The organism is Maribacter stanieri, assembly GCF_900112245.1.
Taxonomy (GTDB): Bacteria; Bacteroidota; Bacteroidia; order Flavobacteriales; family Flavobacteriaceae; genus Maribacter; species Maribacter stanieri.
This window is the reverse complement of the sequence record NZ_FOYX01000006.1, coordinates 4,144-22,679: the sequence shown is the minus strand read 5'-3', so window position 1 is coordinate 22,679 and position 18,536 is coordinate 4,144. Positions and strand designations below refer to the sequence as shown.

Below are 18,536 nucleotides of genomic sequence, written 5' to 3'. Positions count from 1 at the left end.
AGCTAAACCCAAACACAACCATGAAAAAAGCTAATCTACTTTTAGCCATTCTATTTTTTACAGGTGCTTTTGTAAGCGCACAGCAGTTACCTCAGTTTACACAATATATGTACAACACTATTTCGGTAAACCCAGCGTATGCAGGTAGTAGAGAAACGCTGAACGCGACTATTCTACATAGAAATCAGTGGGCAGGTCTTGAAGGTAATCCTAGAACCAGTACACTATCTATACATTCACCTTTAAAAAACGAGAAAGTAGGTATAGGCGTTTCATATATTAATGACCGTTTAGGTTTTGAAAATACCAACTACTTTTATGGAGATTTCTCATATACCGTTCCGGTTAGCCAACAAGTTAAAATGCGCTTTGGTTTAAAGGGTGGTTTCACAAGTTATAACTTAGAAAACCCTGATCCTAACGATCAGTTTTTCAATGCTAATTTCAATAGTATAAACCCAAATTTTGGTGCAGGTTTTTACATTGGTTCTAATAGATGGTATGCAGGTCTTTCTTCTCCAAGAATATTAAATACAGATTTAAACGATGGAGAATTTGAAGCTATAGAGCGTAATAGTTACTACGCTATTGGTGGTTTAGTTTTTGACTTATCTGAAACTACTATTTTCAAACCTACCATTATTACAAAATTTACCAATGGTGCTCCGGCAACATATGACTTTACTATTAACTTTTTATTCAACGATAAATTTTGGGTAGGTACTTCTTACCGAGTGAACGACGCTTCTAACTTTGGAGCAATGATGGACTATCAAGTTTCTAGGGATTTTAGAGTTGGTTATGCTTATGATTTACCTACCTCTGCCGTAAGACCTTACACAGGTGGTACACATGAAATTATATTAATATATGAACTTACAAAAAAGGTGTTAGGACCTGTTAAATCTCCTAGATATTTCTAATAATTTAAAATCTATAGGATGAAAAATTATAAAAATTTTCTGCTATTGATGCTACTCTTTTTAGTAGGTCAATTTTCAATAGCACAGATTGCATCGCAAAAAAAAGCTGATTATTATTTTAGCAAATTCTCATATTCATTAGCTATTGAAGAGTATGAAAAAATGGTTAAAACCGATTTCAACTCAGAGTATGCTCACCAGCAATTAGCGGAGTGTTATTTACTTATACGCGACTATAAAAAATCTATTCCACATTTTAGTGCGGTTATTAATAATGCTACACTACCAACAGATTATTACTTTAAATACGCCATGGCTTTATATGCCAACGGAGATTTAGATGAGTCTGAAATTTGGTTGAAAAAATATAAAAAATACAATAAGAACGATTCTCGTGTAAAACGCTTTCTAAAAGATGGCAACCTTGCATCTGTAGTATTTAATAGTAGACAACGATATGAAGTTGAACCCGTAGCTTTCAATTCTACCGATAGTGATTTTGGTACTTATAGATTTATGGGAAACTTGTACTTCGGCTCTTCTAGAAGAGATGTCGTAACCGGTGAAAGTTATGGATGGAATGATGAACCTTGGCTAGACCTTTTTGCCGTTCAAGAAGATAACCCATTATCTGAACCAAAACGCGTAAAAGGTAATATCAATACTAAATTTCATGAAAGTTCGGTAGCATTTTCTACAGATTATAAAAACGATACTATCATGTACTTTACCCGTAATAACTTCTATGACAAAAAGGAAGGTTACGGCGCTTCTAACGAAATAAACTTAAAAATATATTCTGCTAAACTGGTGGATGATAAATGGGAAGAGAATAGTAATCTTAGAATTAATAGTGATTACTACTCTACTGGGCATCCGTCAGTAAATTTAGCCAGAACACGCTTGTACTTTACATCTGATCGCCCTGGCGGTTATGGTGGTACTGATATTTATTATGCTGAAATTCATGAACGTGGTGGTGTACAGGAACCAATTAATGCCGGACCAATTGTAAATACCGAAGGAAATGAAATGTTTCCGTTCATAAACGAAGAAGGAAAACTGTTCTTTAGTTCTGATGGGCATGTTGGTTTTGGTCAATTAGATGTGTTCTCTACTATTTCTAATGAAGATGGTGAAGTTATTGACATCATTAATTTAGGGACACCTATAAATAGTTCAAGTGACGATTTTGCTTATTATGGTCTGCCTAACGGACTAGATGGTTATGTTAGCTCTAACAGAGAAGGTGGTATGGGTAGTGATGATATCTACAAATTTAAATTTACTCCTGCGCTAGATGTTGAAGGCTATGTTGTAGATGGTATAAACAACCAAATGCTAGACAGTGTTAAAGTTACATTATACGATCAAGTCACAAATACTTTAGTAGCACAGACTACTACAGATGAAAATGGGTATTATAGATTTCCTGTTAATAGAAAAACTGCCTACATGATTGAGGCTGTAAGAAAAACACACCCACATAAAAACGTATTTTTTAATACCTCGGCTACACCTAAAGCTCAAAAGATAATGCGTCAAGATATCGTTCTTGAACCTGTTCTTGACTTAAAATTATTAGCCGGACTCAATAAAATATATTTCGATTTCAATAAAAGTGATATTAGACCAGACGCAGCGAGAGAGTTAGATAAGGTTGTTCGTGTAATGAACAATACCTACCCAGATATGATTATTAAACTTGAAGCACATACAGATCCGGTAGGAAGTCACGCATACAATGATGACCTTTCTGAAAGAAGGGCAAAATCTACTTATGAATACCTTATTGAAAATGGCATTTCAAAAGACAGAATTGTTTCTTATAAAGGTTTTGGTAAACGTATACCTATTAATAAATGTACAAGTAAAGAAGATTGTACCCCAGAGGAATTAGAATTGAATAGAAGAACAGAATTCCCAATTCTACAAATTAAAAAAGGAGTTCTAGCATCTAAGTAAAATAATCAATCAACCATAAAAAAAGTCCTTTACATTTTATCGTAAAGGACTTTTTAATTTTATTGCTATTAGTAATCTATTCCATAATACCGTCAACGATACCATATTTAATAGATTCTTCTGCATTCATCCAGTAATCTCTATCAAAATCTTTTAAAACTTTTTCAAAATCTTGACCACAGTTATCTGCTAATATCTGGGCACTTAATTCTTTGGTTTTTATAATTTCTCTAGCCTGTATTTCAATATTTGAAGCCTGACCTCTTGCCCCACCACTTGGTTGGTGAATCATTACCTGAGCATGTGGTTGTATAAACCTTCTACCCTTTTTACCTACAGATAACAAGATAGAACCCATTGATGCAGCCAAACCGGTACAAATTGTAGAAACCGGACTCTTCAAAGATTTTATAGTATCATACATAGCAAAACCAGAAGTAACATAACCACCAGGACTATTTATGTAAAGTTGAATTTCTTTATCATTCTGCATATCTAGATATAATAACCTATCAATTACATGTTTTGCAGAATCGTCATCAACCATACCCCATAGGAACACCTTTCTTTCCTCCAGCATTTTCTCATCTATGGCTTCCTGAATTTTTCCTTTTTTAGCACTCATATTTTAAGTTTAATTATCTCTAACAAAATTAATGAATTAATTCATAAACAGATGCTGCATTAACGCTATGAATTATTGTCAATCCTGTTTCTATTAAATGAACAACGTTAATTATGTATTAGGATTGTTCTTCTACTGTAACTGTTTTCTCTACAACCTTTTTTATAGGTATCACTACTTTACCAGATTTGGTTTTTAAAATCATTGAAATATTATCAATACCTATTACCGTACCTTGTAAATCTCCAATTTTAACTTTATCCCCTACTTCGTAAATTTTTCTAGAATAAAAGGTTCTTAATAAATCACCCACAATCTCTCTAGACCCTAAACCTAGTGCCAATGCAATAGCCAGTAAGAATGCCCCCAATACAATAGTGAAATTATTAGTGATTATCTGAGTATCTATACCCGCTTGGTTCAATGCTGTAATACTTACAAAAATGATAATTAGGTAAAATAAAACATTACCTAATAGCTTACCACCGCCAAGACCAATTGAACCAAATACTTTAATAATAGCTTCCTTGATTGTTTTAGCCAAAAATAGACCTAGCATTAAAATCACCATTGCAGAAAGCAATACAGGCAAATAACGCAACAGATTTGCAATTTCGGTAGATATAATGGTTAGTCCCATTATGTCAGAAGCAACGATTATAAATACCAACCAAAGAAGTACTTTAATAAAGGTGATGATTATTTTGGGTAAATCTATCTTGATATCGGCATCTCCAAAAAGTTTAGCCTCATTGATTTTTTCAGAAACGGTATCTAATTTTATCGCTTTGAAAATTCTCTTTAAGACAAAGGTTGTTACCTTAATGATTATCCAACCAAATATAATAACGATAAACGCTCCAAATATCCCAGGTAATGCAGATGCAATATCCTTAAATATATTACTTAATGAATCAAAGGTGAGTTCTTTCCACTTATCAACTGTTTCCATATATAGCTTTTTCTACTTTAAATTTTATTCGGTTTCGATTTCGTTTTTAACATCCCTTCTATGATAGCGGCAAAACTACCTGTAAACAGACCTGTCAATTCCATAATTAACTTAGCCGTAGCAACATCTTCCATAACTTTTTTACGTAGTTCTGGAGGAACATCCTTAAGATCTCCTTGTAAGTTTTTAAATGGATTTTTGTCCTGTTCTAACATTTAAGGTAGGGTTTTATAAATTTCCGTAACTTTTACCTTTGCTCTTTTGAGCCTCATTTTTATAGCGCTAGATTTTAAATCTAATATATCTTCTAACTCTTTAATCGATGCCCCGTCTTGATACTTTAACAACAAAATAGATTTATCTTCTGGGTCTAAAAGCTCCAAAGCTTTTTTAAGTTTATCCACCTGCATCTGTAAAAGCAAATTATCGGTAACATCTATTGGCACATCTTCTTGATTGTCAAATTTTACTGAATTATCATTGATCTTTCTTTCCTTATTTCTATTTACATAATTAACACAGAAGTTATACGTAAAAGAATAAAGCCAAGTAGAAAACTTAGATGTTCCTTTGAAAGAACCCAGTTTCACGAAAAGCATTAGAAATATATCTTGGGTTAAATCTTCTGCCTCTTTATTAGATTTTGCGAACCCCAAGCACTTATTATAAACTAGTTTAGAATATCTATCATATAGCACACCAAAGAGCATAGAATCATTCTTAGAAACAATCTGTTCTATTAATTCTAAATCAGTGTATTTTTCATGTACACTATCAGAAACCGATTTTTCACTGAATTGGTTTCCAATAATAATAAAACATAGCTTTTTAAGAAATGTCACTTTGGTATATTGTTTACAAAAAATAAAAGTAGGTTAAAGATACTGTAATTGATATATTTACTTGAAAATCTGCTAAAAATGAAAAAATTAATTATTCTTTCTATTCTTATTTCAAGTGTATTTACAGGTTGTAAAACCGACAAAAAAGAACCTAAAATTTCTGTTGCCGAAGATAAGGAATTGACGGTTCTTGAAAAAATAGCCAATGCAAATGGCTTTGATAATTGGAATGATTTGCAAAGTATTAAGTTCACTTTCAACGTAGATAGAGATACCGAGCATTTTGAACGCACTTGGTTATGGAATACAAAGTCTAATGACGTTACAATGATGACCAGGCAAGATACTATCTCATATAACAGAAAATCTGTTGACAGCACCATGGTGGCAACAGACGGAGGGTTTGTAAATGATAAATTTTGGTTACTGGCTCCTTACCAATTGGTTTGGGATCAAAAAAGTTTTACCTATAAACATACCGAGGGTGTTGAAGCGCCTATCAGCAAAACTACTATGCACAAATTAACAACGGTATACGATAATGACGGAGGTTACACCCCTGGCGATGCCTATGACTACTATTTTGGTGACGATTTTATTATTAAAGAATGGGTATATAGAAAAGAGAATCAATCTGAACCTAATATGACTACTAGTTGGGAAGATTATAAAAAACTGAAAGGTTTAAACATTGGCATGATGCACAAAAGACCTGATGCTGATTTCTCATTATACTTTACAGGAGTTGAAGTTAAATAGTGTGGTATAGATTTTGAAGTATATATTACCACTTCAACCAACATATGAAATTACCAGTATTTGCGCTATTCTTATTTTCTCTATTCGGGTATTCTCAAAATAGTAAAACTGCAATTGTTTTAGATAATGCAGACAATTCTCCTTTAGAATTCGTTGGTATTTACAATGGCAAAGACCACACCATGACCAATGCCGATGGTCGCTTTCAGTTTTCATCATCTTCAGATTCCATTACTTTTTACAGAGCTGGTTATGATAAACTTTACACAACATTTAAAAAGATCAAAGATACTATCTTCCTCAACAAAAGTGTATTAGAGCTTAACGAAGTAACCGTAACTAATGAAAAAACCTTGTGGCAAAAAGTTGGAGATTCGGTGAAGTCTAACTACCCAATTTATCCATATAAAGAGATATTTTTGCTTAGAGGTGTTCTAAGATATAATGGCGAAATTACCCGTATTCAAGATATACAGGGTAAACTGGAAAGAAGAACACTTTTGTATACAAATGAAATTGACCCCGATAAAAAAGATTTCAAAGTGGAACTGACCAATATGCGTAAAGTTGGTTTAGTTAAGGACGAAAATGATGTCTACTTTATTTTTGAATCGTTCCATAGTTTATTTATGAACCTAATACCTGTAAATGCTACTGGAGATAATTTTGATTTAACCGAATCTACTTTTGATAATGGTAAAAAAATTAATATAAATTTTCAATCTAAACCAACAATTGAAAATGAGGATTTTTCGGGTCATTATATTATTAATACAGAAAACTATGCGATGGAACAGTTTAAAATGTCCGTTGTGTTAAAAAATAAGCCTTTTCAAGAAAGTGGTAAAAAAATAAAATTCAGGACGGTATCATTTGACAAAGAAATTTCGCTCTCCAAATCCTCTAACACAAGTAAATACTATATAACCTCAGCAAAATACGATGTGAAGGTTGAATTGACAGATGATGAAAAGTCATTTACCTCATTTTACGATATATCTTTTATTTTAACTACTTCAGATAACGAAGGTGATTTTGATGTTAAGAAAAACGTTAGTACTTCTAAGGACTTATTTAAAATTAATTACCCTTACGACCAAAGTTATTGGAATGCTCAAAACCAACTATTACTAACAGATGAGATGTTAGATTTTATTGAAAAAGTACAAGACCCCAGCAACGAGTTTAAAGTTAGAAGTAATATTAAAAACTAATGTAACCTGGCTAAGGCCTAAGCTTTTTTTCGCTTCAATAAAAGTGTAAATAAAAGAATAAGAAATCCGCATGCAAGCAGCACTACAAAACTTCGGGTAAGACTGTAATTTTCTGCCAAGAATCCCAGTATGGGGGGTGCACATAAAAAACCGGTGTAGCCTGCTCCTGCAATGAACGCTATACCTTTAGAAGAATCTATTCCCTTTACGTTCCCTCCTATTCTAAATACTTCGGGCACCATTACAGAAAAACCCAATCCATTTAACGCAAAACCTAGTATGCTGAAATAGGTATTTCCTGTAAGAACTAGAAAATATCCTATAATAGCTAAAATGGCACCAATAGCTACTATTTTAATAGATCCAATTTTGTCACTGATACCATCTCCTAAAAATCTACCTAAAGTCATGGTTACTTGAAATCCTAAAAATCCTAATCCCCATAAAGCTTCTGGAGCCAAAGTAATTTCCTTTAAATAAAGTCCGCTCCAATCTACAATGGCACCCTCACTACCCATTGCTACAAAAGATATAAGTCCTAAAAGCAGTAATGGTTTTAGCAAACCAAAACTAAAAGGTTCGTTTTCAATTTCTTCCGCAATTTCAGAGAAATACTGGCTTCTAAATCTAAAATTGACAACTAAAACCAATAAAACAGCAATAGACATGTGTAATACGGGATTTGATAACGGACCAATTAAGAAACTACCCAAACCTGCCAAAACTCCCCCAAGACTGAAAAAACCATGTGATGCCGCCATGAACTTCACCTTGTCCTTTTTCTCTATCTCGGTCACCAAGGTATTCATAGAAATATCTGTAACACCATTAGTTGCCCCAAATAGAAATAAAGCTCCCATGAGAATATAATAGTTAGGTGCCAATAACGGCAACATTGCCGTTATGCAACTTAACAATACTCCGTAAAAAGTAGTTTTTCCAACACCAAACTTATTTATTATTGCTGAAGCAAACGGAAAAATTGTAAAAACTCCTAAGGCCAAAAAGAAAATAGCAATTCCTAATTCGGATTTACTGATGTTTAAAGCATCTTTAACCGTTGGTATATATATTGCCCATGTGCCGAAAAGTATGTTAATACTGGCAAATACCCAAGAGGGACCAAAATACCTAGCATTACCCAATATTAAACGTAATGATCTCATCTACATATGATTGTTGGTTAGCAAATTAAAGTATTTAATTTGCTAGAACTCCAGCTTTTAAAATTTGCCCAAAACGGTACATATCCTCATAGGTAGAATAGAACGGAGCTGGTGCCAATCTAATTACATTAGGTTCGCGCCAATCAGTTATTACACCATTTTCCATTAAATAATTAAAAAGAGATTTCCCTTGTCCGTGTAAGAATACAGATAACTGACACCCTCTATCTTCAGGAGTTATAATCTCAAAAGAACTATCTACCTCTTTATCTATTTCATGCAAAATATATTCTAAATAAGCGACTATCTGATTTCGCTTTGCTATCAACCTGGCCATACCTACTTCTTCAAACATAGTAAGCGATGCTAAATAAGGTGCTACAGAAAGTATTGGAACATTACTTATTTGCCATGCATCTGCATTCTCCATAGGTTCAAATTCTGGCTTCATAAGAAATCTAGTTTCTTTTTTTGTTCCCCACCAACCTTCAAATCGTTGAATATCCTTTTTGTTCAAGTGTTTTTTATTCACGTAAATACCAGATGCATTTCCTGGACCACTGTTCATGTACTTATAACTACACCATGAGGCAAAATCTGCATCCCAATCATGTAATTTCAATTCTACATTACCTACAGCATGTGCCAAATCCCATCCAACGTTGGCACCAACAGCTTTTCCCGCTTTGGTTATAGCTTCCATATCCATTACCTGACCGTTGTAATAATTTACACCGCCAATTAATACAAGCGCTAGTTCATCACCTAACTCTTCTATTTTTGCAAGTATATCTTCTGTTCTCCAATGATGTTCCCCATCACGTTTCTTAATCTCAACAATGGTTTCTTCTGGGTCTAACCCATGAAAGCGAACCTGACTTTGAAACATATACTGATCGCTGGGAAAAGCCTTTTCTTCACACAGAATCTTAAATCTCTTCTTTGTTGGGTTGTAAAAGGAAACCATCAATAAATGAAGATTCACGGTCAAGGTATTCATCACTGAAACCTCTTCTGGTAAGGCTCCTACAACTTTAGCTAAAGGTTCTGCCAAACGCTCATGATAATCCCACCATGGTTTTTCAGCATAAAAATGACCCTCAACGGCTAGTTCTCCCCAGTCTTTCATAACCTCGTCTACAAATGACTTGGTTCTTTTTGGCTGCAATCCCAGAGAATTCCCCGTAAAATAGATGACTTCTTTCCCGTTGATTTTAGGAAAAATAAACTCATCTCTATATGTTTTTAAGTTGTCCTTTGCATCTAAAGACTGTGCAAACTCTAACGTATTTTTAAATTCCATAACTAATTTTATATAAAAGTAATCATAAGCCTATAATTTAATAAGCTCTAAACAATAATTGACATTTAAGATTCTATTCTTAAACGCATTTCTATCATATGCCTTTTAAACCCTACTTTCTCATAGGCTCTTATTGCGGGTTCGTTTTCGCTGTATACATGTAATCGTATTTCCGTTAATCCAGACGCAGTACACCAATCTTTTAAACTACTAACAATTTTTCCATTTATGCCCATACCCCTATAATCGGGATCTGTATACATAAAACCTAAATAAGCAAAAGTCTCATGATCTAAATAATGCCTGGCAGGTTTTTCTAGGGCATAACCCGTAGCTACTATTTTATCTCCATCACAGGCAACCATTACAATGGCCCTAGGGTTTTCCATTAGTGCACCTAAATCATAATAGGTGACATCAGCATCTTTAATGGTAGGGTCAAAAGGGCGTTCTGCCTTGACCACGCCTTGCTCATATTTCAATAAGACGGGCAAATCGCTATCTACCGCTTCCCTAATCGTTATTTCAGTTTTCATCTCTTCCCTATTTTGAGTCCATTAAATTAAGGCTTAAAACCCTATTTTTGCAAAAAGAAACGCATGCATTTTCTATCGCCACTTTTAGAAAGCTATTTAGCAGACCACTCACAAGAAGAACCTAAGTTACTACAAGAACTTACGCGTGAAACTCATTTAAAAGTAATACAGCCACGAATGCTTACCGGGCATTTTCAAGGGCGTGTATTAAGTTTATTGTCTAAATTGATCAATCCTCTTAATATTCTTGAAATTGGCACCTATACCGGTTATTCTGCCTTATGCCTAGCGGAAGGTTTACAGAAAAACGGACAATTACATACAATTGATGTAAATGCAGAACTAGCCCAAATACAACGTACCTATTTTGACCGTAGCGATTATGGTACACAAATTATACAGCATGTAGGTAACGCTTTAGATATTATACCGAAGCTTGATATTACTTTTGATCTTATTTTTATAGATGCAGAGAAAAAGCAGTACGATAATTTTTTAGAAGCTGTTTTACCCAAAACAAAATCGGGTTCCGTAATACTTTCCGATAATGTGCTGTGGTCTGGTAAAGTGGTAGAACCCTTAGACCCTAAAGATGTTACCACAAAGGTACTCTTAGACTACAATAAAAAACTAAGTGAACACCCTTTATTAGAAACAGTTTTGTTGCCTATACGCGATGGACTGACTTTAAGTAGGGTGAAATAAGCACCCCATACAGTCTATAAAATAGCCAAGCCGATACTATACCTACCAACGCACCTACAATTAAATCGATAGGAAAATGTACACCCACGTACACTCTACTCATTGCAAATAATACTGGCCAGATATAAAATAAGTACACCCATTTAAATTTACGTCTTAAAAAAAGTACCGTTAAAGTTATTACCGAAAAGGAAGAGGAGGCGTGACCTGAGAAAAAGCTGAACCCTGACGGACTTCTTAGAATACGAATTAAAGTATTTAAGTCTTCATCATTATTTGGTCTTAGCCTGGCAACCACATTTTTAGTCAAATCTGTTACTGTACCCACAAAAAAAACCATGACCAATAGGGTCAAAATCATCGCTATTGCCTCTCGTTTCGGAAACTTAATAAAAAATAGAATTATGATAAGGGCAAATAAGGGAATCCAAGGTGGAAATTTGGTTACCGTTGACCAAAAGGTATCATATTGCTCTATACCAAGACTGTTAAGATAGACAAAGGCATCTCGATCCCATTGTAAAATCTTATCTAACATAGAAGATTACTTTCTCTTGATACTGCCGGTTACATCATTGATGTTCTTACTAACGTCGCTAATTTGCTTTTTAACATCATTACCTAAGCCAGAACTAATGTCCTTTTTCATATCATCGATATCTTTTTTTATATCGGTAACGAAACTAGTATCAATGCCCTGCTTATCGGCACTCTTTTGAATTTCTTGTTTAATATCTTCGGTAGCATCTTTTAGTTGACGCATACCTTTACCCAATCCCTTGGCAATATCAGGAATTTTGTCGGCACCAAATACCATCACTACGATAAACATAATGAAGAAAATTTCTGCGCCACTAATAAATAATGAATACATAGCAATCATACTACAAATATAAACAAGTTTAGTATCGAAATTAAAAAAGCCTCGTATAACTACGAGGCTTTTTTAAATAATTATTTTGTTAATTATTTTCCTTTAATTCCTTCTTTCATTTTATCGAAATCGCTCTCTTGCTCTTTCTTTGGCCAGCTATTGTTTGTGGTATCAATATCTGCCGTTTCCATTTTAGGATCAATATTAACTCCCGTTAGCTCAGTAGTAGAAGAAATAACCATACTTACTTCTTTACTGTTCTTTCTCCAAATTTCTGGAGGATAGGTTACATTTTTAACCGATCCATCTGCATACGTATACTCTACGATCAACGGCATTGGTAAACCACCTGGGCTATTAAACGTTACTTCGTAAAAATACTTTGGTTCTTTAACCGCCGCTCTTTCTGCCGCAGTCATGTTATCCATCATAAATTCTTTTAAAGTTTTAGAAGATTCTGATGGTAAGTTATCTTTTAGTTCAGGAGCTACCATACCAGCATCGTCATATTCCTCTAAATAAACCATTGGTCTTAAATTAGACTCTGGTATACCACGTTCTGCCAAATAAGCTTTCATTTTTTTGTTAGGGGTATCGCTTACATAGTATTTTTTAATATCCTTTACAGCCAAATCTACATAGTCAGTGGTATAGAACCAACCTCTCCAGTACCAATCTAAATCTACGGCAGAGGCATCTTCCATAGTTCTAAAGAAATCTTCTGGTGTCGGGTGTTTAAACTTCCAACGGTGAGAATATGTTTTAAAAGCATGATCAAACAACTCACGTCCCATAACGGTTTCTCTCAAAATATTCAATGCCGTTGCTGGTTTTCCGTATGCATTTGGTCCTAACTGAAATACATTTTCTGGATTGGACATAATTGGTGAAATAGTACTTTGATCACCACTCATGTAAGGTACGATCTTCGCAGGATCACCTCTTCTAGACGGGTACTTATCATTTGGTGCTATTGCAGTTGGGTATGCTTCTCCAAATTCTTGCTCTGCCATATACTGCATAAAAGTATCTAAACCTTCATCCATCCATCCCCATTGACGCTCATCTGAGTTTACGATCATTGGAAAAAAGTTGTGACCTACTTCGTGAATAATTACACTGATCATTCCGTATTTAGTTCTATCAGAATAGCTACCATCTTTATTTGGTCTACCGTAGTTCCAACAAATCATAGGATATTCCATACCCTGATTTTTAGCATGTACAGATATTGCCTTTGGATAAGGGTAATCGAATGTATGAGACGAGTACGACTTTAATGTGTGCGCTACTGCTTTTGTAGAATATTCTTCCCATAATGGGTTACCTTCTTTAGGGTACATAGAAACAGCCATAACATCTCTGTTTCCTAACTTAACCGCTTGCATGTCCCAAATGAACTTTCTTGATGTAGCAAATCCGAAATCACGAACATTTTCTGCCTTTAGCTTCCATGTTTTTGTCTTGTCGGAAAATCCTTTTTCAGCCGCTTCAGCTTCCGCTTGTGTTACAATGATAACAGGTTTGTCATAAGACTTTTTAGCCTGCTCATAACGACTCATCATTTCTTTTGTATATACTTCTTTTCTATTTTGAAGTACTCCTGTACCATCTAAAATATGATCTGCAGGTACAGTTATGTTCACTTCATAGTCACCAAATGGAAGTGCAAATTCTCCATTGCCCCAAAATTGGTGGTTCTGCCATCCTTCTACATCATTATAAACTGCCATTCTTGGAAAGAATTGAGCAATTACATAAGCTCTGTTTCCATCTTCCTCAAAAAACTCATAACCAGATCTAGCTCTGTTTACGGTGTGATCAGGAATGTTGTAGTTCCATTTAATGTCAAAAGAAAATTTATCTCCACTTTTAAGCGGGGTAGGTAAATCTACACGCATCATGGTGAAGTTCACTGTAAAGGGTAATGCTTTACCTGAATTATCTTTTACGTAATCGATATTAAAACCGCCATCGAAAGACTCGGTCATGTAATTACCAACAAATTTCTCTGGTGAATCACCAAGTGGAATACCACTACCATTCTTTAAGGCTGCTTTTGAATCTTTGGTTCTAATATTCTGATCTAATTGCACCCAAAGATACTCTAGGTCATCTGGTGAATTATTGGTGTAAGTAATTGTTTCTTCTCCAAATATCTTGGCATTCTTATCATCTAAACGAATGTCCATTACATAATCTGCCTGCTGCTGATAATAATCAGGACCCGGTGCTCCAGATGCAGACCTGTAGGTATTGGGGGTTGCAAATTCTTCGTATAATTGTTTAAACTTACTCTGGTTTTCATGCCCAGGTTCCTTTTCTTTAGTTACCGGCTCTTGTGCAAAAGTTACAGCGGCAAAAAGGAATAAAATAGACGCAAATGCGTACTTTACTCTTATCATTACTTAGTTATTTAGTGTGCGAAAATTAAAGTTTTTATAGGGATATCTTAATATATGTTACAAATTTAACATTCCTTTAGGACGCGATTTTACTAGAACATGGCTCTTTTTCTTCCCATTTATATTCATATGAACCACATTTTGCTGATCATCATATATATCTGTCAGCACCTCATTTTCTATAGCAATCTGCTTTAGGTCTTTAAGCGGTATATTAGGAACTTCTAGATAACATAGAACCATATCTGAGTCATATTTGCTCCCTATAAAATCATACTTTACCGTTTCACCATTAATCTCTACCAAAAACTTGGTTCTCAAATACTTTTCTAGATATTCTTTATCCAAATCAGATTCCTGATCAGAGCCTAATTTAGCAGGAAATCCGTAGCGTTCTTTAAGTACCGTATTCATATCATCTATAAATACTCGCGTAATAATCTGCACAGCTTCATCTTTCTGCGAATAATCTACATTGGTAACACTAATGTAAAATTTATGTGCTCCAGCAAATGCAAATAGTGGCAGTATAATTAATAAGAACAGCGATTTTACAATCTTCATTTTGTATTGTTTTATAATGTCTTTGCAAACCATATGCCAAAGATAATGCCCCTAATCTAAAGAATTATTTTCTCTATATAGCAGGCTTTTTTGGCGGAGGTATTCCCATATTTCCAATTCGCTATGGGTATCTACAACTTGCTGAAACCTGGGGTCAACTTCGCAATAATATAGAAAATCGTCTATTTTATCTATGGGAATCAATAGCTGTTTTAGATAAACACTATCCTCGTAAAATTCTCTTACACGCTCTGTTCTATCATAGAGTTTATTTCGCTCTACCCGTTTTTTAAGCATTTTGGTACGCCCCGTAATTGCATTTATTAAGGGATCAAAACTCATACCTGGGCTAGCTGTTGCAGCACTAAGCTCCCGCTCAGCTTTCGTTGGTATTTTTACATATGCATTGGGTAAACCTAAAGTAGATGCGGTAACAATTGGATCTAAATCTAAGGTGGAAAGATCAGCTAACAGATTACCACTAAGACTATAGGGTGTTACGGTAACTTCATCTAATTCCGTTAAAGCATCTTCTAACCCAACAGATATAAACTTGCTATCTAAAATTGCCGTACTGACCACTACAATCTTCTTCTTGTATTGTATGGCAGAAAACTCTAAGGTATCCAGCATCTGTACAGGTATGGTAAAAAAACCATTCTCATCTGTAATGGTTGCTCTTTGAGAAGTTAGGTTAAGAACATGGGTAGCGGCAACGTCTCCGTCATCACTATACACCTTACCCTCTAACCTTTTAGGTTCACCTAACTGTGCGAATACATAGACGCTGGAAAAGAGAAAAAATATAAGGAGTCTACTCCTCATTTAATTCTTTAAGAAAAGTTTTACTATGATTAACCAACGCGTCTATCAACTGAAATTCGTTCTCTTTTCTAAGCAACGTTTGTGCAGGCATTCTGGCATCACAATAGTATAGAAACTCATTTATTTTATCTTGAGGTATTTGTAGATCTACCACAAAAAAGGAATCGTCATAAACTTGACGTAACACTTCACTTACCTTTAATTTTGGTCCCTCTTCGACAGTTTCATCTTGAGATTTAAAAATAGCCCTAAAAATATTGACGAAATTTAATCCGTCTTGCATTCCCCTGTCTGTTTGTGACATGGCTATGTTCTCTACCTCAGTACTACGATCAATTTCATATTCGTGCTGTTTAAATTCTTCGTTCTTCATTGCTAAAAAACGCTCTTGTTGTTCTGGGGTAATTACCACCTCGTCTAGCTCGGTCACCTTTTCGTTTACTTCTACTACTAGGCGATTATTAGCTAGAATTTCTTCAGTAACCGTCACAACTTTAATATTATAGTTAACTGCTGTAAAAACAAGTTCATCACCAACTTTTACATTAATTCTAAATAGCCCTTGATCATTAGTTATAGTAGCTCGCTCAGAAGTTGAATTAATTACATTCTCATTGGGCACGCCAATATTCATGTAAATTACCGACCCGCTTAAAGGTCGTCTTGTATCATCTTGTGAAAAGCCTGATACCGCTGTAAATAATACTAGTAAAAAAAGTAATTTTTTGGTCATTTAGTGTGTATTTATTCTGAAAATTCCCTGTTCATAGGATATTCAAAAGATAAAGAAAAGATTTGTAATCTTTATAAAAAAAAACCCGCCAATAAACTTTTGTTAATTTCTTCAATGACTACAGTAAAATATGCATCTACCGTTTGGTTAATTTAGACGCCAATTTTAAACCCATTGAACGAAGATTGATGTTCTTTAACCCATTACCATACTATTTCAACTTATAAATAAAGGGTATTAAGAAGATAATTCTATTTTTGTTTATCACTATTTTCTCGTCATAAGACACTAAGTATGAAAGCAATAATTTTATTTATTTTTTTTACTATACTAACCGTATCTACCGTATTCGGACAAATTAAAATAGGTGATAACCCTCAAAATATAGACCCTACCTCGGTTTTAGAGCTAGAAAGTACCTCTAAGGTTTTGGTCATTACTCGTGTATCTACTTTAGAAATGGAAGCTATCACCCCACAACGTGGTGGTATGGTCTACAATACCGACACCGAGTGTATTAATTACTATGACGGTACCCAATGGATAAACCTATGTGATGCGGTAAACTTTACCATTACCAACGACCCTATTATTAACGGTAGAAGTACCATAGAAATTACCGAATCTGCGGGCGGTTATAACTTAGAAGTTGCCAAAAACAGTATTTTAGGAGACAATATTATTGATGGTGGTATTGGACCAGATGATATTCAAGATAACTCTTTAACCCAAGATAAATTAGCGGCAGAATCTGTTGGTTCTAGTGAGCTTAGACAAAATTCTGTTGGAACCGAAGAAATTAGAGATGGTAGCATTGCACCTGCCGATATTGCTAACTTTTTACCAGGACAAGTATTAACTACCGACGAGAACGGAATTGTACAATGGCAAGATTCTAATGAACTTTACGATCTTACTTTTAATAAACTAGACAACACCTTAACAATTTCTAGATCTACCACAGCAGGTGTATCTACAATAGACCTAGCTGCTTTAGTTGGTTCAGATGACCAGCAACTAAACCTTACAGGTAATATTTTAAGTATAGAAAATGACCCCAATACATATGATTTATCTACCTATTTACAGCAAATAAGTATTAATCCGGCTACAAACGAAATAAGTTTGACAAATGGTGGAACCATAACCTTGCCTGCAGCTGCTGTAGAGGTTGATGCAATAATAGGAAACGAAATTTTAGATGCTACAGACGGTACTCTTGTTCGAAATGGCGATGGCACTGATGCTAACCCGTACACAATTGATGTTGAAGCAGGTGGTATAGACACTGCTGAATTAGCCAACAATTCCGTAACAACTGCAAAAATTGCAAATAATGCCGTAAGAACGGCAGACATTTTAGATGGGACTATTTTAACCGATGATATTGCACCTGCCGCAGTAGCACCTGCTAACACTCAAATTTTAACCACAAGCACAACTGGTGTTGTAGCATGGATAGACATACCTGCAGGAACAGTTAATACAGATAATCAAACCCTTTCGTTAACTGGTAACACTTTAGCCATTACAGGAGGCAATGATGTTGACTTAAGTACAATAACAACAACTTCAACCTTAGCTGACGGATTTATCTTTGTAGGTAATGCCGCAAGTGAACCAACACCTGTTGCTGTAGGAGGTGATGTTACCATGAATAATATTGGTGAATTCGCCATTGAAGATGAAGCCGTAACCCCTTTAAAAATTGAGCCAGCACCCGGAGTACTTACCGAAGACCAAGTTTTAATCACAACCATTGCCGGAGATGTAGAATGGGCAGATTTCCCACCTGGAGGAGGTGGTGATGATGACCAAAATGCAAGTGAAGTAGATTACGACAATACCACTTCTGGTTTAGCTGCAATTACAACACAAGCTGCTATCGATGAGCTTGCAGGAAGCGGATTGGTTGACACTGATGAACAAAATATTGCGGGATCGATTCTTACGGGAGATGTCCTTACCATTGGTATCGAAGGGGGAAATAACCAGGACGTTTCCTTGGCAACCTTCGCACTTGATACCGAAGTGGCTACAGCTATTGCCGCATCCGATACAGCAGATGGCGACAAAAGCGACACGAATGAAATACAGAACATAACATCTACGAACGGATCGGTTACCGTTACGCCAAGTGCAACC

The 18,536-nt window shown here is 35.0% G+C and carries 18 protein-coding genes and 1 pseudogene; 6 read left to right on the top strand and 13 right to left on the bottom strand.

Annotation, left to right across the window (positions count from 1 at the left end; translation table 11 throughout):
• Window positions 1–20 precede the first annotated feature (20 nt).
• Window positions 21–923: a PorP/SprF family type IX secretion system membrane protein gene (locus BM296_RS18760; RefSeq protein WP_091905655.1), complete on the top strand. Its 903-nt coding sequence runs from the start codon at window positions 21–23 to the stop codon at window positions 921–923.
• An 18-nt stretch (window positions 924–941) separates the two neighbouring features.
• Window positions 942–2,888: an OmpA family protein gene (locus BM296_RS18755; RefSeq protein WP_091905652.1), complete on the top strand. Its 1,947-nt coding sequence runs from the start codon at window positions 942–944 to the stop codon at window positions 2,886–2,888.
• Window positions 2,889–2,964: 76 nt separating this feature from the next.
• On the opposite strand, the gene BM296_RS18750 is transcribed toward BM296_RS18755, so the two are convergent.
• The 4 genes from BM296_RS18750 to BM296_RS18735 form a co-directional block, all read right to left on the bottom strand.
• Window positions 2,965–3,513, bottom strand: a complete 549-nt coding sequence (locus tag BM296_RS18750) for a ClpP family protease (protein WP_027067928.1) — start codon at window positions 3,511–3,513, stop codon at window positions 2,965–2,967.
• 118 nt (window positions 3,514–3,631) lie between these two features.
• Complete coding sequence (locus tag BM296_RS18745; protein ID WP_091905649.1) at window positions 3,632–4,465, bottom strand: mechanosensitive ion channel family protein; 834 nt, start codon at window positions 4,463–4,465, stop codon at window positions 3,632–3,634.
• A 17-nt stretch (window positions 4,466–4,482) separates the two neighbouring features.
• Window positions 4,483–4,680 (bottom strand): hypothetical protein, encoded by a 198-nt coding sequence (locus tag BM296_RS18740; RefSeq protein WP_091905646.1) that lies wholly within the window; start codon window positions 4,678–4,680, stop codon window positions 4,483–4,485.
• Window positions 4,681–5,307 carry an RNA polymerase sigma factor gene (locus BM296_RS18735; RefSeq protein WP_245787055.1) on the bottom strand — a complete coding sequence of 209 codons (627 nt, stop codon included), beginning with the start codon at window positions 5,305–5,307 and terminating at the stop codon, window positions 4,681–4,683.
• Between the two features lie 78 nt (window positions 5,308–5,385).
• Here BM296_RS18735 and BM296_RS18730 point away from each other — a divergent pair, with 78 nt between their 5' ends.
• Both BM296_RS18730 and BM296_RS18725 read left to right on the top strand, forming a co-directional pair.
• Window positions 5,386–6,066 (top strand): hypothetical protein, encoded by a 681-nt coding sequence (locus BM296_RS18730; protein WP_091905642.1) that lies wholly within the window; start codon window positions 5,386–5,388, stop codon window positions 6,064–6,066.
• A gap of 44 nt (window positions 6,067–6,110) precedes the next feature.
• The gene (locus BM296_RS18725) at window positions 6,111–7,280 is read left to right on the top strand and encodes a peptidase associated/transthyretin-like domain-containing protein (protein WP_091905639.1); all 1,170 of its coding nucleotides are present in this window, start codon (window positions 6,111–6,113) and stop codon (window positions 7,278–7,280) included.
• A gap of 17 nt (window positions 7,281–7,297) precedes the next feature.
• On the opposite strand, the gene BM296_RS18720 is transcribed toward BM296_RS18725, so the two are convergent.
• The 3 genes from BM296_RS18720 to BM296_RS18710 form a co-directional block, all read right to left on the bottom strand.
• Window positions 7,298–8,446: an MFS transporter gene (locus tag BM296_RS18720; protein WP_091905635.1), complete on the bottom strand. Its 1,149-nt coding sequence runs from the start codon at window positions 8,444–8,446 to the stop codon at window positions 7,298–7,300.
• 34 nt (window positions 8,447–8,480) lie between these two features.
• Entirely contained in the window at window positions 8,481–9,749 is a 1,269-nt protein-coding gene (kynU, locus tag BM296_RS18715) for a kynureninase (RefSeq protein ID WP_091905632.1), read from the bottom strand.
• Between the two features lie 65 nt (window positions 9,750–9,814).
• The gene (locus tag BM296_RS18710; protein WP_091905629.1) at window positions 9,815–10,285 is read right to left on the bottom strand and encodes a GNAT family N-acetyltransferase; all 471 of its coding nucleotides are present in this window, start codon (window positions 10,283–10,285) and stop codon (window positions 9,815–9,817) included.
• A gap of 63 nt (window positions 10,286–10,348) precedes the next feature.
• On the opposite strand from BM296_RS18710, the gene BM296_RS18705 reads away from it, so the two are divergent.
• Window positions 10,349–10,990 (top strand): O-methyltransferase, encoded by a 642-nt coding sequence (locus tag BM296_RS18705; protein WP_091905626.1) that lies wholly within the window; start codon window positions 10,349–10,351, stop codon window positions 10,988–10,990.
• Here BM296_RS18705 and BM296_RS18700 read toward each other — a convergent pair.
• From BM296_RS18700 to BM296_RS18675, 6 genes are all read right to left on the bottom strand, one after another.
• Window positions 10,953–11,528, bottom strand: a complete 576-nt coding sequence (locus BM296_RS18700) for a phosphatase PAP2 family protein (RefSeq protein WP_091905623.1) — start codon at window positions 11,526–11,528, stop codon at window positions 10,953–10,955. The two genes, BM296_RS18705 and BM296_RS18700, sit on opposite strands and share 38 nt — an antisense overlap.
• Before the next feature lie 6 nt (window positions 11,529–11,534).
• A complete protein-coding gene (locus BM296_RS18695; RefSeq protein ID WP_231500576.1) occupies window positions 11,535–11,864 on the bottom strand; it encodes a Sec-independent protein translocase subunit TatA/TatB in 330 nt (109 codons plus the stop codon).
• 92 nt (window positions 11,865–11,956) lie between these two features.
• Entirely contained in the window at window positions 11,957–14,269 is a 2,313-nt protein-coding gene (locus tag BM296_RS18690; RefSeq protein WP_091905622.1) for a M1 family metallopeptidase, read from the bottom strand.
• Window positions 14,270–14,326: 57 nt separating this feature from the next.
• Entirely contained in the window at window positions 14,327–14,833 is a 507-nt protein-coding gene (locus tag BM296_RS18685; protein WP_091905619.1) for a DUF6702 family protein, read from the bottom strand.
• 51 nt (window positions 14,834–14,884) lie between these two features.
• Window positions 14,885–15,658 carry a BamP family beta-assembly machinery protein gene (locus tag BM296_RS18680; protein WP_245787054.1) on the bottom strand — a complete coding sequence of 258 codons (774 nt, stop codon included), beginning with the start codon at window positions 15,656–15,658 and terminating at the stop codon, window positions 14,885–14,887.
• Window positions 15,648–16,391, bottom strand: a complete 744-nt coding sequence (locus BM296_RS18675) for a BamP family beta-assembly machinery protein (protein ID WP_091905616.1) — start codon at window positions 16,389–16,391, stop codon at window positions 15,648–15,650. The genes BM296_RS18680 and BM296_RS18675 overlap by 11 nt, the downstream gene beginning before the upstream one ends.
• 294 nt (window positions 16,392–16,685) lie before the next feature.
• Between BM296_RS18675 and BM296_RS18670 the strand changes: the two are divergent.
• Window positions 16,686–18,536 (top strand): annotated as a pseudogene (locus BM296_RS18670) (hypothetical protein); the annotation flags it as partial.